The organism is Pseudomonas sp. TTU2014-080ASC, from assembly GCF_001446935.1.
In the GTDB taxonomy this organism is placed as follows: Bacteria; Pseudomonadota; Gammaproteobacteria; order Pseudomonadales; family Pseudomonadaceae; genus Aquipseudomonas.
Genome location: NZ_LKKK01000001.1, coordinates 277,794 through 294,391, shown reverse-complemented (window position 1 = coordinate 294,391; position 16,598 = coordinate 277,794). Strand labels below are relative to the sequence as shown.

The 16,598-nt window shown below is 59.8% G+C and carries 13 protein-coding genes; 9 read left to right on the top strand and 4 right to left on the bottom strand.

The annotated features are described in order from the left end of the window. Positions 1 to 106 precede the first annotated feature (106 nt). The 8 genes from AO726_RS01355 (at position 107) to AO726_RS01320 (ending at position 8,595) form a co-directional block, all read left to right on the top strand. Positions 107 to 1,171: an LLM class flavin-dependent oxidoreductase gene (locus tag AO726_RS01355; RefSeq protein WP_152987237.1), complete on the top strand. Its 1,065-nt coding sequence runs from the start codon at positions 107 to 109 to the stop codon at positions 1,169 to 1,171. A 17-nt stretch (positions 1,172 to 1,188) separates the two neighbouring features. Then, positions 1,189 to 2,133, top strand: coding sequence for an ABC transporter substrate-binding protein (locus AO726_RS01350; RefSeq protein WP_058066248.1), 945 nt, complete (start codon positions 1,189 to 1,191; stop codon positions 2,131 to 2,133). 11 nt (positions 2,134 to 2,144) lie between these two features. Further along, positions 2,145 to 3,221 carry an LLM class flavin-dependent oxidoreductase gene (locus tag AO726_RS01345; RefSeq protein ID WP_058066247.1) on the top strand — a complete coding sequence of 359 codons (1,077 nt, stop codon included), beginning with the start codon at positions 2,145 to 2,147 and terminating at the stop codon, positions 3,219 to 3,221. After that, the gene (locus AO726_RS01340; RefSeq protein WP_058066246.1) at positions 3,218 to 4,387 is read left to right on the top strand and encodes an acyl-CoA dehydrogenase family protein; all 1,170 of its coding nucleotides are present in this window, start codon (positions 3,218 to 3,220) and stop codon (positions 4,385 to 4,387) included. Before AO726_RS01345 ends, AO726_RS01340 begins: the two co-directional genes overlap by 4 nt. Positions 4,388 to 4,484: 97 nt before the next feature. Then, positions 4,485 to 4,976, top strand: a complete 492-nt coding sequence (locus AO726_RS01335; protein WP_058066245.1) for a tripartite tricarboxylate transporter TctB family protein — start codon at positions 4,485 to 4,487, stop codon at positions 4,974 to 4,976. A 12-nt stretch (positions 4,977 to 4,988) separates the two neighbouring features. Further along, a complete protein-coding gene (locus tag AO726_RS01330; protein ID WP_058066244.1) occupies positions 4,989 to 6,494 on the top strand; it encodes a tripartite tricarboxylate transporter permease in 1,506 nt (501 codons plus the stop codon). Between the two features lie 130 nt (positions 6,495 to 6,624). Next, positions 6,625 to 7,599, top strand: a complete 975-nt coding sequence (locus tag AO726_RS01325) for a Bug family tripartite tricarboxylate transporter substrate binding protein (protein WP_058066243.1) — start codon at positions 6,625 to 6,627, stop codon at positions 7,597 to 7,599. A 15-nt stretch (positions 7,600 to 7,614) separates the two neighbouring features. Next, positions 7,615 to 8,595: a Bug family tripartite tricarboxylate transporter substrate binding protein gene (locus AO726_RS01320; protein ID WP_058066242.1), complete on the top strand. Its 981-nt coding sequence runs from the start codon at positions 7,615 to 7,617 to the stop codon at positions 8,593 to 8,595. Between the two features lie 9 nt (positions 8,596 to 8,604). Here AO726_RS01320 and AO726_RS01315 read toward each other — a convergent pair whose 3' ends face one another. The 4 genes from AO726_RS01315 to AO726_RS01300 form a co-directional block, all read right to left on the bottom strand. Further along, positions 8,605 to 9,510: an AraC family transcriptional regulator gene (locus tag AO726_RS01315; RefSeq protein ID WP_058066241.1), complete on the bottom strand. Its 906-nt coding sequence runs from the start codon at positions 9,508 to 9,510 to the stop codon at positions 8,605 to 8,607. A 329-nt stretch (positions 9,511 to 9,839) separates the two neighbouring features. Beyond that, entirely contained in the window at positions 9,840 to 11,240 is a 1,401-nt protein-coding gene (locus tag AO726_RS01310) for an efflux transporter outer membrane subunit (protein ID WP_058066240.1), read from the bottom strand. Next, complete coding sequence (locus AO726_RS01305; RefSeq protein WP_058066239.1) at positions 11,237 to 14,413, bottom strand: efflux RND transporter permease subunit; 3,177 nt, start codon at positions 14,411 to 14,413, stop codon at positions 11,237 to 11,239. Before AO726_RS01305 ends, AO726_RS01310 begins: the two co-directional genes overlap by 4 nt. Before the next feature lie 12 nt (positions 14,414 to 14,425). Continuing rightward, positions 14,426 to 15,658, bottom strand: a complete 1,233-nt coding sequence (locus AO726_RS01300) for an efflux RND transporter periplasmic adaptor subunit (protein WP_058066238.1) — start codon at positions 15,656 to 15,658, stop codon at positions 14,426 to 14,428. 376 nt (positions 15,659 to 16,034) lie between these two features. Here AO726_RS01300 and AO726_RS01295 point away from each other — a divergent pair, with 376 nt between their 5' ends. Next, positions 16,035 to 16,595 (top strand): carboxymuconolactone decarboxylase family protein, encoded by a 561-nt coding sequence (locus AO726_RS01295; protein WP_058066237.1) that lies wholly within the window; start codon positions 16,035 to 16,037, stop codon positions 16,593 to 16,595. Positions 16,596 to 16,598 lie beyond the last annotated feature (3 nt).

Here is a 16,598-nt window from a genome sequence, read left to right as displayed (position 1 = left end):
AAGCGTTCGTTAGGCATCGGTTTCTTCTTATAAGAAAAAAGAAGGTCATGGCTGGCGTTTGGCATAACCGACACAGGAATGCGACATGACGGTAGAAATTATCGGGATGATCACAGCGACGCCCAGCGCTGAAGTGGATCAACCCTTGGGGGATGCGGTTGATCCTGCATTTGTCCGGCGTTTTGCGCAGGCCCATGAGAAGGCCGGGTTTGACCGGGCATTGGTGGGGTATTTCTCCAATGGCGCGGAAGGCGCGGTGGTCAGCTCCTTTATTGCGGCGGCGACCGAGCGTCTGGGCATTCTGCTGGCGTACCGGCCGGGCGTGATCGCTCCACCGCTGGCTGCCCGGCAACTGGCGACGTTGGACCAGTTCAGCAATGGCCGCCTGGCCCTTAACGTGATCAGTGGCGGCAGCGATGTGGATCAGCAGCGCGATGGCGACTGGCTCGACCACGACCAGCGCTACGCCCGCACGGATGAATACCTGCAAGCGCTGAAGGCGATCTGGACCGCCGATGGTCCGGTGGATCATGCAGGCACTTACTACCGCTTCAAAGGTGCGCTGCCGACTGTGCGCACCCGCCAGCAGCCGCATATTCCGATCTATTTCAGTGGCAGCTCACCGGCGGCGATTGATGTCGCTGCCCGCCACGCCGACACCTACATGCTCTGGGGCGAGCCGGTGGCGGACTTTGCCGAACATGTGCAGCACGTACGTAAAGCCGCGCAGGCGCAAGGCCGCAGCCCGCGTATTTCTGTGTCGTTCCGGCCGATTGTGGCGGACACCGAAGAGGACGCCTGGAAGCGTGCGGCGGAGATCCTTGAACGCATCCGCGAGAACCGTCAGCGCCTCGGTTTGCCTTTGCACGATCACGCCCCGGCCAATGCCGGTTCCCAGCGTCTGCTGGCGGCTGCCCAGCGTGGTGAAGTGCTGGATGAGCGCCTGTGGATGGGCGTGGCCCGGCTTACCGGAGCGCAGTGGAACTCGACCGCGCTGGTCGGCACGCCTGAACAAGTGGCGCAGGCCCTTGGCCGCTACTGGCAGCACGGCGCATCCACTTTCCTGATTCGTGGCTTCGATCCGCTGGACGATGCCGAGCTGTATGGCCGGGGCCTGATCCCGGCGATTCGTGAACACATCGACGCCCTGCAACAGCGCCGGGCTGGCTGAACATTCGGAGAATAAAAATGAAGTTGCTGAATCTGTTACGCCGTAGCCTGATTGCCCTTGCTGTGGTTGCACCGCTGGCTCAGTCCGCTGAAGAAACCGTGCTGCGCATTGGTGACCAGAACTACTACAACGTGCGCGCTTCTGTAGAGGCCTCCGGTGTGTTGGAAGGCGCGCCGTATAAGGTCGACTGGAAGCACTTTCAGTCCGCTGCGCCAGTGGCAGAAGGGCTTGAAGTGGGCGCGCTGGATTTGGGCTTTCTGGGGGATTCGGGCTTTATCTTCCTCGCCGCCAAAGGTGCACCGGTGAAGTTGATCGGCGTGTCGCGGCAGAACCCGGACACCATCGCTTTGCTGGTGAATAAAGACTCCACGGCGAAAACCATCCATGACCTTAAAGGTAAAAAAGTCGCCTATTGGCCCGGTGCCTGGAGCCAGCAACTGACCCTGCGGGCGCTGGATAAAGCCGGCTTGCCCCACGACTACGTGGAGTTCGTCAAACTGATGCCGATTGATGCGGCCGCCGCATTTCCGCGCGGCAGCGTGGACGCCTTCCCAGTGTGGGAACCGTACATTTCCCAGCAGGTGGTGTTCAGCGGTGCTAAGCCGATTATTACTGCCCGTGATTTGATGCCTGGCCTGTCCAGCGTGGCCGCTAACGCCAACTCCATCGAGCCGAAGCGTGAGGCCATTGCCGACTTCCTTGATCGCCTGCAAAAGGCCCGCGCTTGGGTTGAGGCGAATAAAGAAACTTACGCCGACCTATGGGCCAAGAAGGCCAACATTGATGTGGCCGTGTCCCGTCACTGGATCGGCCAAGCCAACATGACCGTCGGCCCGGTGGATGAGCAGGCGGCGAAGGATTATCAGGAAACCGCAGACTTCCTGGTGCAGACCGGCGCACTGCCTAAAGCCTTCGACACCAGCAGCATCATCGACACGTCTTTCAGCAACGCCTACCAGTAAGGGAGCCCGTTATGAGCGTTCAATTTATCGGCATGATCGGCCACCGGCTTTCCACCGAGATCATCCCGCCTACAGGGCCGGTCTTTGACAAGGACTACATTGTGCGCAGCGCACAGGCCCATGAGGCAGCGGGTTTTGACCGGATTCTGGTGGGCTACTGGTCAGATCAACCGGACGGCTTTCTGGTCACTGCGCTGGCCGGTGTCTCCACCTCGCGGATCAACTTCCTGCTGGCGCATCGCCCCGGTTTCGTTGCGCCGACATTGGCGGCACGCAAGCTGGCCAGTCTGGATCACCTGTTGGATGGCCGCCTGGCGCTGCACGTGATCAGCGGCGGCAGCGATGCCGAGCAGCGCAAGGACGGTGACTGGCTGGATCACGACCAGCGCTACACCCGCACTGATGAATTCCTGCGGGTGGTGAAGCAGGTCTGGAGCAGCGAAAAGCCGTTCAATCATGAAGGCGAGATTTACCGCGCTGAGCAGGCGTTCTCGGCAATAAAACCGAAGCACGGCAAACTGCCGATCTACTTTGGCGGCTCATCCCCGGCAGCGATTCAGGTGGCGGGCGAGCATGCTGACGTGTACGCGCTGTGGGGCGAGTCGCTGGAGCAAACCCGGGAAACCATCGAGCGTGTCCGGGCTGAAGCAGCCAAACATGGCCGTGAAGTGCAGTTCAGCGTGTCGTTCCGCCCAATCATCGCCGACACCGAAGAGGCGGCTTGGGCCAAGGCCGATGACATTCTGCAACGCGCTCGCCAGCGTCTGGAGTCTGCCGGTGCGGTGCTGCCGTACAAGACTGAAAGCGTTGGCGCACAACGCCTGCGTGAAACTGCGGCGAAAGGCGATGTGGTCGACAAGCGTCTGTGGACCGGGATCGCCAAAGTCGTCGGTGGCGCGCACAACTCCACCGCGTTGGTGGGCACGCCGGAGCAAGTGGCCGATGCGCTGTTGGATTACTACGACTTGGGCGTCACCACCTTCTTGATCCGTGGCTTTGACCCGATTGAAGACGCAATTGATTACGGCCGCGAGCTGCTGCCGCTGACCCGCGCCAAAGTCGCTGCACGTCAGGCGCAAGTGGCATGACGGTATTGAATCTGGTTAGCCGCAGCCCGCAGGTGGCAATCGACGATAAATTTCTCGCCGAGTTGACCCGCACGCTGGCGGAGGATGCCGCTGAGTACGACCGCGACGGTGCTTTCCCGCACGCCAATCTCAAGCTGTTGCAACAGCACGGCTTGCTCGGCTTAGCCTGTGATAAGCGCTCAGGTGGCGGCGGGGCGGATCTGCCATTGCTGCGCAAGGTGATTGCGGCGGTGGCCAAAGGCGAGCCGTCCACTGCGTTGGTGCTGTGCATGCAGTACCTGTATCACCGGCGGCTGGCGGACAACCCCAACTGGCCTGCCGAACTTAAGCGCCGGGTGATCCGCGAAGCGCTGGAAGAGGGCGCGCTGATCAACAGCCTGCGGGTTGAGCCGGAGCTGGGTTCGCCTGCCCGTGGCGGCCTGCCGCAAACCGTGGCCAAACGTCAGGCCGATGGCTGGATTCTGGACGGACACAAGCTCTACACCACCGGCATTCCGGGGCTGACCTGGCTGGCGGTGTGGGCGCGCAGTGATGACCCGGTGCCGCTGGTGGGCACTTGGCTGGTGCATCGGGATACGCCGGGTATTCGCGTGGTGGAAAGCTGGTCTCATCTAGGTATGCGCGCCACCGGCAGCCATGAGGTGATCTTTGAGAACGTGCACCTGCCGCTGGAACATGCGGTGGATGTGTTCCCGGCGGATGCGCCGCCACCGATCAACGCACCGGCGCAGGCCGACTTCAACCGTGGCATGTCGACCTTGCTTGGGGCGATTTATGACGGCGCGGCGCAAGCGGCCCGTGATTGGCTGATCGAATGGCTGGGCCAGCGTGCACCTGCCAGCCTCGGCGCACCGCTGAGCACCGTACCGCGTGTGCAGGAAACCGTCGGCGACATCGAGCGCTTGCTGCTGAGCAATCGCCTGCAACTGGATGCGCTCAGCACTCATCCCCTGAGCAGCCAGGAGGCGGGGCTGATCAAAGTGTCGGTCACTGAGAACGCAGTGGCTGTGGTGGAGAAGGCGTTGGAGCTGACCGGCAATCATGGCCTGTCCCTGCATCATCCGCTGCAACGGCATTACCGCAATGTGTTGTGCGGCCGGGTGCACACCCCACAACGGGACAGCGCCCTGATATTGGCCGGCAAAACCGCGCTCAACCTGCTTTAACAACGGCGGAGACTCCGCCCGATACGTCTGCGACCGCACCAGCGGAGCAGGTTTCACAATTGTGATAACCGGCTCTGTGATGGGCCCGGAGACGAACATGCCAATTGCTGCTTCTTTCTCTGCGCGCGGCGGCTTGAAAATCCGCAACCTGCGCGACGCCATTTCCGGCGCTCTGTTTATTGTTTTCGGCTTGTTTGTCGGCTCGATCTCCACGACCTATCCGCTGGGCACGGCCATGCGCATGGGCGCGGGTTATTTCCCGTTATTGGTCAGTGCGCTGCTGGTGTTGTTGGGCGTTGTGGTGCTGGTGCGCAGCCTGAGCTTTGAGCGGGTAGAACGGGATACCGAGCAAACGTCTTTGGCCGTGCGCCCGGCGCTGTTTGTGGTGGCCAGTGTGCTGGCGTTTGCCTTACTGGTGCCGTCGCTTGGTTTGCTGCTGGCCATTGTTGCGCTGACGCTGATCAGCGGCTTTGCCCAACGCCAGGTGCGCTATGCCGAGCTGGCCGGGCTGGCTGTGGCGCTGGCCGGTTTCGGTGTGCTGGTGTTTGCCTGGGGGCTGGGTTTGCAGCTCCCGGTGCTGCCGGTCTGAGGTGGTTTTTTAATGGAATTATTGGCCAACCTCTCTATCGGCATTGATGCCGCGCTGACCTGGCAAAACCTGCTGTATTGCCTGATCGGCGTCACGCTGGGCACTTTGGTGGGCGTGCTGCCGGGTTTAGGCCCGGTGGCCACCATCGCCATGCTGTTGCCGGTGACGTACGGCCTGCCGCCTGCTGCGGCGTTGATCATGCTTGCGGGGATTTACTACGGCGCTCAGTACGGCGGTTCGACCACGGCGATTCTGGTCAATCTGCCGGGGGAATCATCCTCCGTTGTGACTTGCATTGACGGCCACGCCATGGCCCGCAAAGGCCGGGCAGGGGTGGCACTGGGCATTGCCGCGATTGGCTCATTCGTAGCGGGCAGTCTGGCCATTTTGCTGGTGGCGGCTGCCTCTACGCCGTTGTCTGAATTTGCCTTGCGCTTCGGCCCTGCTGAGTATTTTTCGCTGATGCTGCTGGGGCTGGTGGCCGCTGTGGTGCTGGCTCAGGGCGATCTGCTCAAAGCGCTGGCAATGACTTTGCTCGGCCTGCTGCTGGGGCTGGTCGGGGTGGATGTGAACTCCGGTGAGGAGCGCTTTACCTTCGGCCTGCCGCAACTGGCGGATGGCATCGACTTCGTAGTGATCTCCATGGGCATCTTTGGCATTGGCGAGATCATCGCCAATTTGGAACGGGACGAAACCCGTTCGCCGCTGCTCAAACGCATTGGCCGCGTATTGCCGGGGCTGGATGATTTTCGTCAGGCGTGGAAGCCGGTGCTGCGCGGCACCGGCATTGGCTCGCTGCTGGGCATTCTTCCCGGTGGTGGCGCGATGCTCAGCTCGTTTGCCGCGTACATGGTGGAGAAACGTCTGGCCAAGCAGCCGGAGCGTTTCGGTCAGGGCGCGATTGAAGGCGTGGCAGCGCCGGAATCAGCCAATAACGCCGGGGCGCAGACCTCGTTTATTCCCTTGCTGGTGATGGGCCTGCCGTCCAACGCGGTGATGGCGCTGATGGTCGGCGCGATGATGATCCACGGCATCGTGCCGGGACCTCAAGTGATCACCGAGCGGCCGGAATTGTTCTGGGGCCTGATCGTCAGCATGTGGGTCGGGAACCTGCTGCTGTTGCTGCTCAATCTGCCGCTGGTGGGCATCTGGGTGAAGCTGCTCAGCGTGCCGTATCGCCTGCTGTATCCGGCTATTTTGTTGTTCTGCTGCATCGGCGTGTACAGCGTCAATAACAGCCTGTTCGACGTGTTGCTGACAGTGCTGTTCGGCCTGTTCGGATACCTGCTGATCAAGCTGCGCTGTGAGCCTGCGCCGCTGCTGCTGGGCTTTATTCTCGGGCCGATGATGGAGGAGAACCTGCGCCGAGCGATGCTGCTGTCGCGGGGTGATCCTTCGGTGTTTGTCAGCCGCCCGCTGAGCCTGACACTGTTGCTGCTGTCCCTCGGTTTGATCCTGCTGATGCTGTTGCCGCGCCTGCGTGCCACACGGCAGGTGGCCTTCAGCGAGGACTCATGATTTCCCGCAGCGCAGGCACTAAACCTGCGCTGCATAACTCCCCGGACCAACGTCGATTACGGCCGCGCCAACGCTGCCGCTCACGCAGTCAGGGTCTTTCTGCCCTTTGTGAAAATCAGGACGTATAACAATGACTGCTAAACCTTTTCTGCGCCGCGTGCTGGCGCTGGCAACCCTGTCGGCCTCTTTGCTTGCAGGTGCGGCCGAGTGGCCGAATCAGGCGGTAAAAATCGTGGTGCCGTATCCGCCGGGTGGGGCAGCGGATACCGTTGCGCGTATCTATGCCGATGCGTTGACCGAGTCCCTCGGTCAGCCGGTGTTGGTGGATAACCGCCCCGGTGCCGGTACGGCGATTGCGGCGGAGTACGTGGCCAACAGCAAGGCCGACGGCTACACCTTGTCGCTGGTGCCAACAGGGCAGCTGACGGTGCTGCCGCATATTGTCGATAACCTCAAGTTCGACCCGGAAAAGTCCTTCGCGCCGGTGTCGCTGCTGGCCTACACGGGTTTGGTGGTAGCGGCCAATGACAAAGTGCCGGCTAAGACCTTGCCGGAGCTGATTGAGCTGGCCAAAAGCAAGCCGGGCGAGCTGTCTTATTCCTCCAGCGGCAGCGGCACCATTGTCCATCTGGCCGGTGAGTACCTGCGCCTGACCACTGGCACCGATCTTCTGCACGTACCGTTCAAGGGCAGTGCGCCTGCGGTGACGGCGGTGTTAGGCGGCAACGTGGATGTTGCGGTGGACACGCTGACCATCCTCGCGCCGCAAATTCAGAGCGGCAAACTCAAAGGTCTGGCCATCGCCTCGAAGGAGCGTTCGCCACTGCTGCCGGACGTGCCGACTGTGGCGGAGCTGGGCTATCCGGGTTTTGAAGTGACCTCTTGGTTCGGCCTGAGTGCGCCTGCGGCAACGCCGAAAGAGGTGCTGGAAAAACTCAATGCCGAAGTGGCCAAAGCTGCAGCCCTGCCTGCGGTGCAAGAGAAACTGGCCACCCAAGGGCTGGTTGCCTGGCCGACCACACCGCAAGCCTTTGCTGAGCAAGTGCGCAACGATTCGGCCAAGTACGCCGACGTGGTCAGCAAATCCCACATCACCTTCGACTAAGAATAAGGACAAACCATGAACCGTACTTTTTCCGGCCTGCTGCGCAAACTGACCCTGGCCACCCTGATGGTCACCAGCCTGTCTGCTGCGGCAGGTGACTGGCCGAGCAAACCGCTGACCCTGATCGTGCCGTTCCCGCCGGGCGGCGGCGCGGACACCATCGGCCGTTATTACGCTGAGCAACTGTCTACGGCACTGGGCCAGCCGGTGGTGGTCGACAACAAACCGGGTGCAGGCACAGCGATTGCCGCCGAGGCAGCCGCCAAGGCCAAGCCGGACGGCTACACGCTGTCGCTGGCCACCACCGGGCAACTGACCATCCTGCCGAATCTGGCGGACAACCTGCGCTTTGATCCGGTCAAATCCTTCACGCCGGTGTCGGTATTGGCCTCCATCCCCAACGTGGTCGCAGTCAACAGCAAGCTGGGGGTGAAAGACTTGCAGGGGCTGATCGCCGAGGCGAAAAAACGTCCCGGTGAAATCAGCTATTCCTCCTGCGGCAACGGCACGCTGTGCCACCTGACTGGCGAGTTGTTCAAGAGCCTGGCCGGAGTTGATCTGCTGCATATCCCGTACAAGGGCAGCGCTCCGGCCATCACTGCACTGCTTGGTGGCGAAGTGGATGTGGCTGTGGATACCCTGACCATTCTGGTGCCGCAGATTCAGGCGGGCAAAGTGCAGGGGCTGGCGATTGCCGGTAAAGAGCGTTCGCCGCTGATCCCGGATGTGCCGACAGCGGCCGAGGCAGGCCTGCAAGGTCTGGAAACTTCAGGCTGGTTCGGGCTGGTGCTGCCAGCCAACGCGCCGGCTGAAATGGTGCAACGGCTGAATCAGGAAGTGGGCAAAATCGCCCAACTGCCGGAGACTGCCGAGCGTTTTGCCCAGAACGGCATCGTCGTTGAACACACCTCACCGGAGCAATTCAGCCAGATCATCAAGGATGACCTCAAACATTGGGGCGAAGTGGCCAAGGCCTCCGGCGCGCAGATCGAGTAAGCGCTGCCGTCAGGTGTACTGCTTGCGATAAGCGCCGGGCAGTACACCAATCACTTTGTTGAAGGCGCGGGTAAAGGCAGCAATCGAGTGGTAGCCGCAGGCTTCTGCGGTTTCTGCCACCGGTTGGCCTTGTTGCAGCAGACGGCAGGCTTGGCGCATACGCAGGCTGAGGAGAATCTGCCCTGGCGAGGTGCCAGCCAGCTCCTGAAAGCGTTTGGCAAAAGCCGAGCGGGAAAGGCCGGTGATTTCGGCCATCTGCTCCAGCGACCAGGGCAACTGCGGCTGGGCGATCAACTGCTCCAGCAGCGGGGCGAATTGGGTGTGTTTGGCCAGACCGAGCACGCCGCTTAAATCTTCCACGGCCTGGCTCTGATCACGCAGCACATACAGGAAGAGCAAGTGGCTCAGGCGTTCGAGAAGGGCATCAGCCGGGCCTTCTTCGCGGGCGCATTCTTCCAGAATCAGTTCGAACAACCGCCGCGCCGCATTGGATGCCGGAGCATCGGCGCGCAGGATCAGATAGGGCGGCAGGGCGTCGATAATCAGGCTGCTCAGGCCGGGGCGAAAGTGGAAAAAACCGCAGATCAACCCGACTCCATCCCGCGCCGAAGCATCCAGCGCTTGCATGGCAATGCGCGGGTTGTTGCGGGTTTCTTCAGGTGATGGCGAGTTGGACAGCTGATAGGCCATGTCCCGCAGCAGAAACACCGCATCGCCGTTATTCAGCAGGATGCTCTGTTGTTGCTCATGCAGATGCAGCCAGCACTCGCCCTGCACCAGCAAATGAAAACTGGCCCGCGCCAAGCCTTGGGTACTGGCCTGCCAGCTGCCGCAATAACGGCCGACATGAAACAGGCTGGTGTCCAGCTCCAGACTTTCGAGTAACCATTGGTAAGGGGCAGTGGCGGCAGTCATGGGGCAGCAAACTCGGGAGCAGATAGAGGTCAGGCATGGCCAAGGTTGACGACAATACCAGTACTGAGGTGCCTTCGGCATTTCGGATTGGGTGGTGTGATTGCGGGCCATGGTGGACAAATCGCTGCGCGATCTTGGCCACCCTACGGGTAGCGGTATCTTCGCGTTGTTTGGACAAGCGCGAATCGTAGGGTGCGGTAAGTCTGCGCAGCAGATTACCCACCATGAAAAAGGCTGGGTGTTAGGGCAGGTGTTTTTCGGCGCAATAAAAAGCCCCATAACACAATGTGCTATGGGGCAAAGGTTGGCTTTGCCAACCTCGGGGAGTATCAGATTTGCGGGGACAAACCACCGCCCAGCGCACGGTAGATGGCCACGATGCCGCTGTAGACGTTTACCTCGGCTTGGGCCTGGGTGTCTTCGGCGGTCAGGCGTTGGCGCTCGGCATCGAGCAGGGTCAGGTAGTCGGTTTGGCCTTCGCGGTAGCGCAGGGTGGCTTGTTCGGCGGCTGCGCGGCTGGCTTCGGTTTGTCGTACCAGCGAGAGCAAGCGTTGCTGGCTTTTGCTGTAGCTGCTGAAGGCGTTGGAGGTTTCCTCCAGTGCCAACAGCACTTGCTGTTCGTACATAGCCAATGCGCCCTCAGCGGTTGCTTGCGATTGACGCAGCCGTGCCTTTACGCTGCCCAGATCGAATGCCGGCCAACTGATCGACGGTGTCAGACTCCAAGCCCGCGCAGCTGAAGAGCCCAGCTGTGAACCACGCCCGGCAGTAAAACCGAGGAAGCCGCTGAGGCTGACCCGTGGGAACAAATCCGCAGTGGCTACACCGACATCGGCTGTAGCTGAAGCCAGCTGCCGTTCTGCCGAGCGGATATCCGGGCGGCGGCGCAGCAGCTCAGTTGGATCGCCCACCGGCAGCGCCTTGCTGATGACTGGTAGCGCTTTAGGCGACAGATCAACGCTCAGATGCTCAGCTTGTTGCCCCAGCAGTGTGGCGATGCGGTTACTGGAGACGGCTTCCGCAGCCTGCAGCTGCGGAATGGTCGCTTCGGTGGCCGCCAGGTTGGCTTCGCTGCGCAGTACGTCGAGCTGATCGCCCAGGCCGTTATCGCGCAATTGCACGATCAGGTCGTAGGTCTCCTTCTGAAACTTAAGGTTGTCCCGTGCGATGCGTTCGCGTTGCTGATCACCACGCAGGGTGCCGTAGGCATCCACCAGCTCGGCAATCAGGCTGACTTGCAGCTGTTCAAAGTCGGCTTCGGCCACCTCAATCTGCGCTTCGCTGGATTCCAGCTGGCGCTGAATACGACCGAACAAGTCAACTTCCCAGAGCATGTCCAGGCCCAGGTTATAGCTCTCGGTCTTCTGCCGTTCACTGTCGGAGCCCGGCACCAGCGAGCGACCAAAGTCGCCTGAGGTGCGGCTGGTTACGGTCGGGAAGCGATCATTGGCGACATCATCACGGATTGCCCGGGCCGCTTTCAGCCGGGAAAAGGCCACGGCCAGATCCCAGTTGTTGTCCAGTGCCAGTTCCACCAGCGCATTCAGTGTCGGGTCTTCAAACTGCTCCCACCACTGTGCTTCAAAGCGTGCGCGGTCGTAGTTGCTGGCAGCCGCTTCAGCCGGAGCGGTGATACTGGTTTGCGGGGTGTTGTAGTCCGGGCCCACCACGCAGGCGCTCAGAGCAAGACTAAGCAGGCTTGGAATTAGCAAAGGTCTGATGGCGTTCATTGCGCGGCTCCTTGTGCCAACGCCGCTTTCTGGGCCTCTTTTTTCTCGACATAGGCGCGGATCAGCACATAGAAGACCGGCGTCAGCAGCAGGCCGAAGAAGGTCACGCCGAGCATTCCACTGAACACCGCAACACCCATGGCATGGCGCATCTCTGCACCGGCACCGGTAGATAGCACCAGCGGTACCACGCCCATGATGAAGGCAATACTGGTCATTAGAATCGGCCGCAGACGCAGGCGGCAGGCCTCAAGCACAGCTGCCACACGGTCTTTGCCTTCTTCTTGCTGCTCCTTGGCAAATTCGACGATCAAAATGGCGTTCTTACAGGCCAATCCGACCAGTACGATCAAGCCGATCTGCGTGAACACGTTGTTGTCGCTACCACTGAGGATGACCCCTGCAATGGCCGAGAGCAGTGTCATCGGTACGATCAGCACCACAGCCAGCGGCAAGCTCCAGCTTTCGTACTGAGCAGCCAGCACCAGGAAGGCCAGCAGCACACAGATCGGGAAGACGATGATCGCGGTATTACCTGCCAGGATTTTCTGGAAGGTCATATCGGTCCACTCATAGGTCATGCCGTTGGGCAGTTCCTCATTAAGCAGTTTGGTGATTGCTGCTTCCGCCTGGCCCGAGCTGTACCCCGGAGCTGCAGCGCCGTTGATTTCTGCGGTGAGGAAGCCGTTGTAATGCATCACCCGATCCGGCCCCGCGCTTTCTTCAACGGTGAGGATGGACGCCAATGGCACCATTTCTCCCTGATTGTTGCGTACCTTGAGCTGGCCGATTTGCTCAGCCTCCATGCGGAATTGCTGATCAGCTTGCACATTGACCTGGAAGGTGCGGCCAAAGCGGTTGAAGTCGTTGGTGTAGAACGAACCCAGATACACCTGCAAGGTGGTAAAGACTTCGTTGAGATCAATACCGTGGGTCTTGGCTTTCTCCCGGTCGATGTTGGCGTACAGCTGTGGCACGTTGACTTGATAGGTGCTGAACACTGAATAAGGGTTCAGTTCAGGTAACTCACGGGCCTTAGCGATGATGTCCTGAGTGGTTTTATACAGTTCGTCATAGCCCAAACTGGCGCGGTCTTGCAGTTGCAGGCGGAAGCCACCAAGGGTACCCAGACCAAGAATTGCAGGCGGGCCGAACAGGGCGATATTGGCGTCTTGAATCTCCGCAAACTGACGGTTCAGGTCGGCCGTAATGGCCGGGCCGCTGAGAGACGGATCGGTGCGTTGGTCAAAGGGCTTTAGCGTCGTAAACACCACAGCGCTGCTCGGGTTGTTGGTGAAGCCGTTGATCGACAACCCCGGAAACGCCACCGCATGTTCAACGCCAGGGTTGGCCATGGCGATCGCACTCATGCGTTCAACCACTGCCTGAGTGCGATCCAGGGTGGCGGCATCGGGCATCTGCACAAAGCCCACCAGATATTGCTTGTCCTGTTGCGGCACGAAGCCGGTCGGAGTGGTGGCGAAGCCCAGATAGGTCAGACCCAGCAAGCCTACATACATCACCAGCGCCACGGAGCTGCTTCTCAGCAACCGCTTCACGATGCCCACATAACCGGTACTGGCTTTGCTGAACAGGCGGTTGAACGGGCTGAATAACCAGCTACCCAGCAGCTTCTCCAGCAGCAGTGAGAATTTGTCCCTGGGCTCGTGATGCCCTTTGAGCAACAAGGCTGACAGCGCCGGAGACAGCGTCAGGGAGTTGAACGCAGAAATAACAGTTGAAATGGCGATAGTCAGGGCGAACTGCTGATAGAACTGGCCGGTAAGGCCGCTGATAAAGGCAGTCGGCACGAACACTGCGCACAGCACTAACGCGGTGGCAACGATCGGCCCGGTGACCTCCCGCATAGCTTTGATCGTTGCCTCAACGGGCGACAACCCCAGTGCGATATTCCGTTCGACGTTTTCCACCACCACGATCGCATCGTCCACCACAATCCCGATCGCCAGCACCAACCCGAATAGCGACAGGGCGTTGAGTGAGAAGCCGAGCAGGTGCATGGCTGCAAACGTACCCACCAGCGAAACCGGCACGGCCAGCAGTGGAATAATCGACGCGCGCCAGGTTTGCAGAAAGATGATGACTACCAGCACTACCAGAATCATTGCTTCAAACAGGGTTTTCACCACCGCTTCGATCGAGCCGCGGACAAACACTGTCGGGTCATAGACGATTCTGTAGTCCATGCCTTCCGGGAAGCTTTTCTTCAGTTCCGCCATGCGCACACGGACCGCGTCGGACAAATCCAGTGCGTTGGCGCCGGGCAGCTGGAACACTGCCAGCGCCACCGCTTCCTGGTTATCCAGCAGCGAGCGCAGGGCATATTGGCTGGAACCCAGCTCGATACGGGCAATGTCCTTTAACCGGGTGATCTCGCCATTGGCACCTGCACGGATGATGATGTTGGCAAATTCTTCTTCCGTGACCAGACGCCCCTGAGTGTTTATGGACAACTGGAAGCTGCTGCCGGGCGAGGGTGGTGCTCCCAGAGAACCTGCCGCTACTTGACGGTTTTGCTCTTGAATAGCGCGGACCACATCACTGGCTGAAAGGTTGCGCGAGGCGGTTTTGTTCGGATCCAGCCATACCCTCAGTGAGTACTGACCCAGACCCACCACCTGAACATCACCGATACCGTCAAGGCGGGCTATTTCGTCGCGGATGTTTACGGCTGCGTAGTTGGACAAATACAACATGTCATAACGCTTTTCCGGCGAGATCAGGTGCACCACCATGGTCAGGTCAGGGGAAGACTTATCTACGGTCACGCCCAGACGTTGCACCTCCGCAGGCAGGGTCGGCATCGTTCGGGTGACGCGGTTTTGTACTTGCACCTGGGCAATGTCCAGATCGGTGCCCGGAGCAAACGTGATAGTCAGTGTCAGGCGTCCATCACTGTTGGCCTGGGATGACATGTACAGCATTTTTTCGACACCGGTGATGGCCTGTTCAAGTGGAGCAGCCACGGTTTCACCGATGACTTTCGGGTCGGCACCGGGATAGGACGCGCGAACCACTACAGTGGGCGGAACCACTTCCGGGTATTCACTGATGGGCAGTTGGAAAAGCGAAATCATGCCTGCAAGCACGATCACCAGCGATAACACCGCTGCAAATCTGGGGCGCTTAACAAAGAAAAGAGAGAGATTCATGCGAACTACCTGTCAGCCACGTGGGGCAGGGCTGATGTCGGGATTGGATTGAGCGGTGGCCTGGCTCTCAAGCAACTTTCGCTGCTTGCTCAGTTCGGCGAGGGTGGCCTCGTCAGCCATGGCAGCGACCTGAGCATTCACTGTGTCGCCTGAACGAATGCGCAGCAGCCCGTTGATGACAATCCGGTCGCCCTGACTCAACCCACTGCGCACAACGCGCAGGCCAAGCAGACGCGGGCCCAGTTCAATGCCGCGGTACTGGACGACATTGTCTTTGTTCAAAACCATGACGTATTTCTTGCCCAGATCAGTGCCGACCGCTTCGTCCTTAATCAGCACAGCCTTGTATTGCTGGCTGCCGACCAGACGGATGCGGGCATAGAGTCCGGGGGTGAAGAGGCCATCGCTGTTATCGAACACCGCACGGCCGCTGATGGTCCCTGTTTGCGGGTTTACCTGGTTATCGATGAAGTCCAGCTTGCCCAAATGAGGCAAGTCCTTTTCATTGGTCAGGCCCAAATACACAGGTGTCGGGCTGCGCACCTGGCTGCCGGCACTGCGGGCCAGTTGGCTGTACTTGAGGAAGGTCTGTTCGTCTGCATCGAAGTAGGCGTAAACCTTGTCGGTGCTGACCACGCTGGTGAGGTTGGTGTCGCCGACGGCAACTAAATTGCCCTCGGTTACCAACGCCCGGCTGACACGGCCATTAATCGGTGAGGTGATGTGAGTGAACTCAAGGTTCAGGCGAGCGGTATCCAGCTGTGCCTGCACCGAAGCGGTATTGGCTCTGGCCTCCGCAGCAGCCGTTACACGCGCCTGAGCCAGCTCGGCGGACATCGCATTGCTGTTGAGCAGGCGCTGCCCACGATCAGCCTCAGATTGAGCGCGTACCTGAGCGGCTTTTGCCTGTTGCAGCAAGGCCTCCAGACGCTTGACCTCGGCCACGAAAGGGCGCGGGTCGATCTGGAACAGCAGATCGCCTTTCTTCACCAGATCGCCTTCACGGAAGGCCACCTTGTCGATGTAGCCTGCCACGCGAGGGCGGATGACGACCGACTCGGGAGCTTCGAGGCGACCGGTGAATTCATCCCATTCGGTAATGGGCTGATTGATCACCTCAGCAACGGTGACTTTTGTAGCTTCAGGTACTTGAGTTGTTTCAGCTGATTTGCCGCATGCACTGAGTGTCAGCAGTGCGCTCAGCGATAAGAAAACGTGCCAGGGCTTTGCAATAATTCGGTCCATGGTAAAGCTTCCGCCAGAGGGTGATATATGGCGGCGAGTCTGCTTTCAGCCGAGGCATGTCACGAATCGAACGATACAAATGTAACTATCATTCTTAGTGATCCGATTTTTATCACTATTGATTATTTAGTTAGCAACCTAATCAAATGGATATGGCTGGTTCGAGGTGCAGGACAATACCGGCCACATTTCGGCTGATGTGCCCGAAAACCATTTGTGACCCAGAATGGGCGCTCTAATAACTGCAGGTAAGGGCAACAGGACGAATCGGTCTAATCGAAAGACTCTGGAGCAAGTGAACGCGACTTTAGAATATGGCCGCCAATTTTTATAACCAAGAGAATAGATCCACACCTCTTGGTTAGGAGCCATTGTTATGTCACGCGTTACCCTCCAGACCCTGGAAACTGCCCCGCAAGAAGCCCTGCCGTTCCTTGAGAACGCGAAAAAGAACTCCGGCTTTATCCCAAATTTGCTGGCTGTACTGGCCAATGCACCGGCTGCGCTGGAAACCTACGTCACTGTCTCTGGCCTCAACGCCAAGGCCAGTCTGGGCCTGCCTGAGCGCGAAGTGATCCAGCTGATCGCCGCCACCACCCACGGCTGCAATTTCTGCGTGGCTGGCCACACAGCGGTTGCCCGCAACAAAGCCAAGCTGCCGGAAGAAGTCATCGAAGCGCTGCGCGCCCGTGGCGAGCTACCCAACGAGCGCTACGAAGCGCTGGCCACCTTTACCCGCGCCGTAATCGCCACCCGTGGCAACGTCAGCGATGCCGAATACCTGGCCTTTAAAGACGCTGGCTTTACTGAAGGCCAGGCGCTGGAAGTGATCCTGGGTGTCAGCCTGGCGACTCTGTGCAACTTCGCCAACAGCTTCGCTCACACACCGCTGAACCCTGAGCTGTCCGCGTACCGCTGGGAGCCTGAACAGGCTTAATGA

What these genes read in the sequence shown, in the direction of transcription:
- AO726_RS01325 (WP_058066243.1), top strand. Translation starts at nt 6,625, where the DNA reads ATGACTGCTAAACCTTTTCTGCGCCGCGTGCTGGCGCTGGCAACCCTG.
- AO726_RS01350 (WP_058066248.1), top strand. Translation starts at nt 1,189, where the DNA reads ATGAAGTTGCTGAATCTGTTACGCCGTAGCCTGATTGCCCTTGCTGTG.
- AO726_RS01340 (WP_058066246.1), top strand. Translation starts at nt 3,218, where the DNA reads ATGACGGTATTGAATCTGGTTAGCCGCAGCCCGCAGGTGGCAATCGAC.
- AO726_RS01310 (WP_058066240.1), bottom strand. Translation starts at nt 11,240, where the DNA reads ATGAACGCCATCAGACCTTTGCTAATTCCAAGCCTGCTTAGTCTTGCT.
- AO726_RS01335 (WP_058066245.1), top strand. Translation starts at nt 4,485, where the DNA reads ATGCCAATTGCTGCTTCTTTCTCTGCGCGCGGCGGCTTGAAAATCCGC.
- AO726_RS01355 (WP_152987237.1), top strand. Translation starts at nt 107, where the DNA reads ATGATCACAGCGACGCCCAGCGCTGAAGTGGATCAACCCTTGGGGGAT.
- AO726_RS01320 (WP_058066242.1), top strand. Translation starts at nt 7,615, where the DNA reads ATGAACCGTACTTTTTCCGGCCTGCTGCGCAAACTGACCCTGGCCACC.
- AO726_RS01305 (WP_058066239.1), bottom strand. Translation starts at nt 14,413, where the DNA reads ATGAATCTCTCTCTTTTCTTTGTTAAGCGCCCCAGATTTGCAGCGGTG.
- AO726_RS01345 (WP_058066247.1), top strand. Translation starts at nt 2,145, where the DNA reads ATGAGCGTTCAATTTATCGGCATGATCGGCCACCGGCTTTCCACCGAG.
- AO726_RS01295 (WP_058066237.1), top strand. Translation starts at nt 16,035, where the DNA reads ATGTCACGCGTTACCCTCCAGACCCTGGAAACTGCCCCGCAAGAAGCC.
- AO726_RS01315 (WP_058066241.1), bottom strand. Translation starts at nt 9,510, where the DNA reads ATGACTGCCGCCACTGCCCCTTACCAATGGTTACTCGAAAGTCTGGAG.
- AO726_RS01330 (WP_058066244.1), top strand. Translation starts at nt 4,989, where the DNA reads ATGGAATTATTGGCCAACCTCTCTATCGGCATTGATGCCGCGCTGACC.
- AO726_RS01300 (WP_058066238.1), bottom strand. Translation starts at nt 15,658, where the DNA reads ATGGACCGAATTATTGCAAAGCCCTGGCACGTTTTCTTATCGCTGAGC.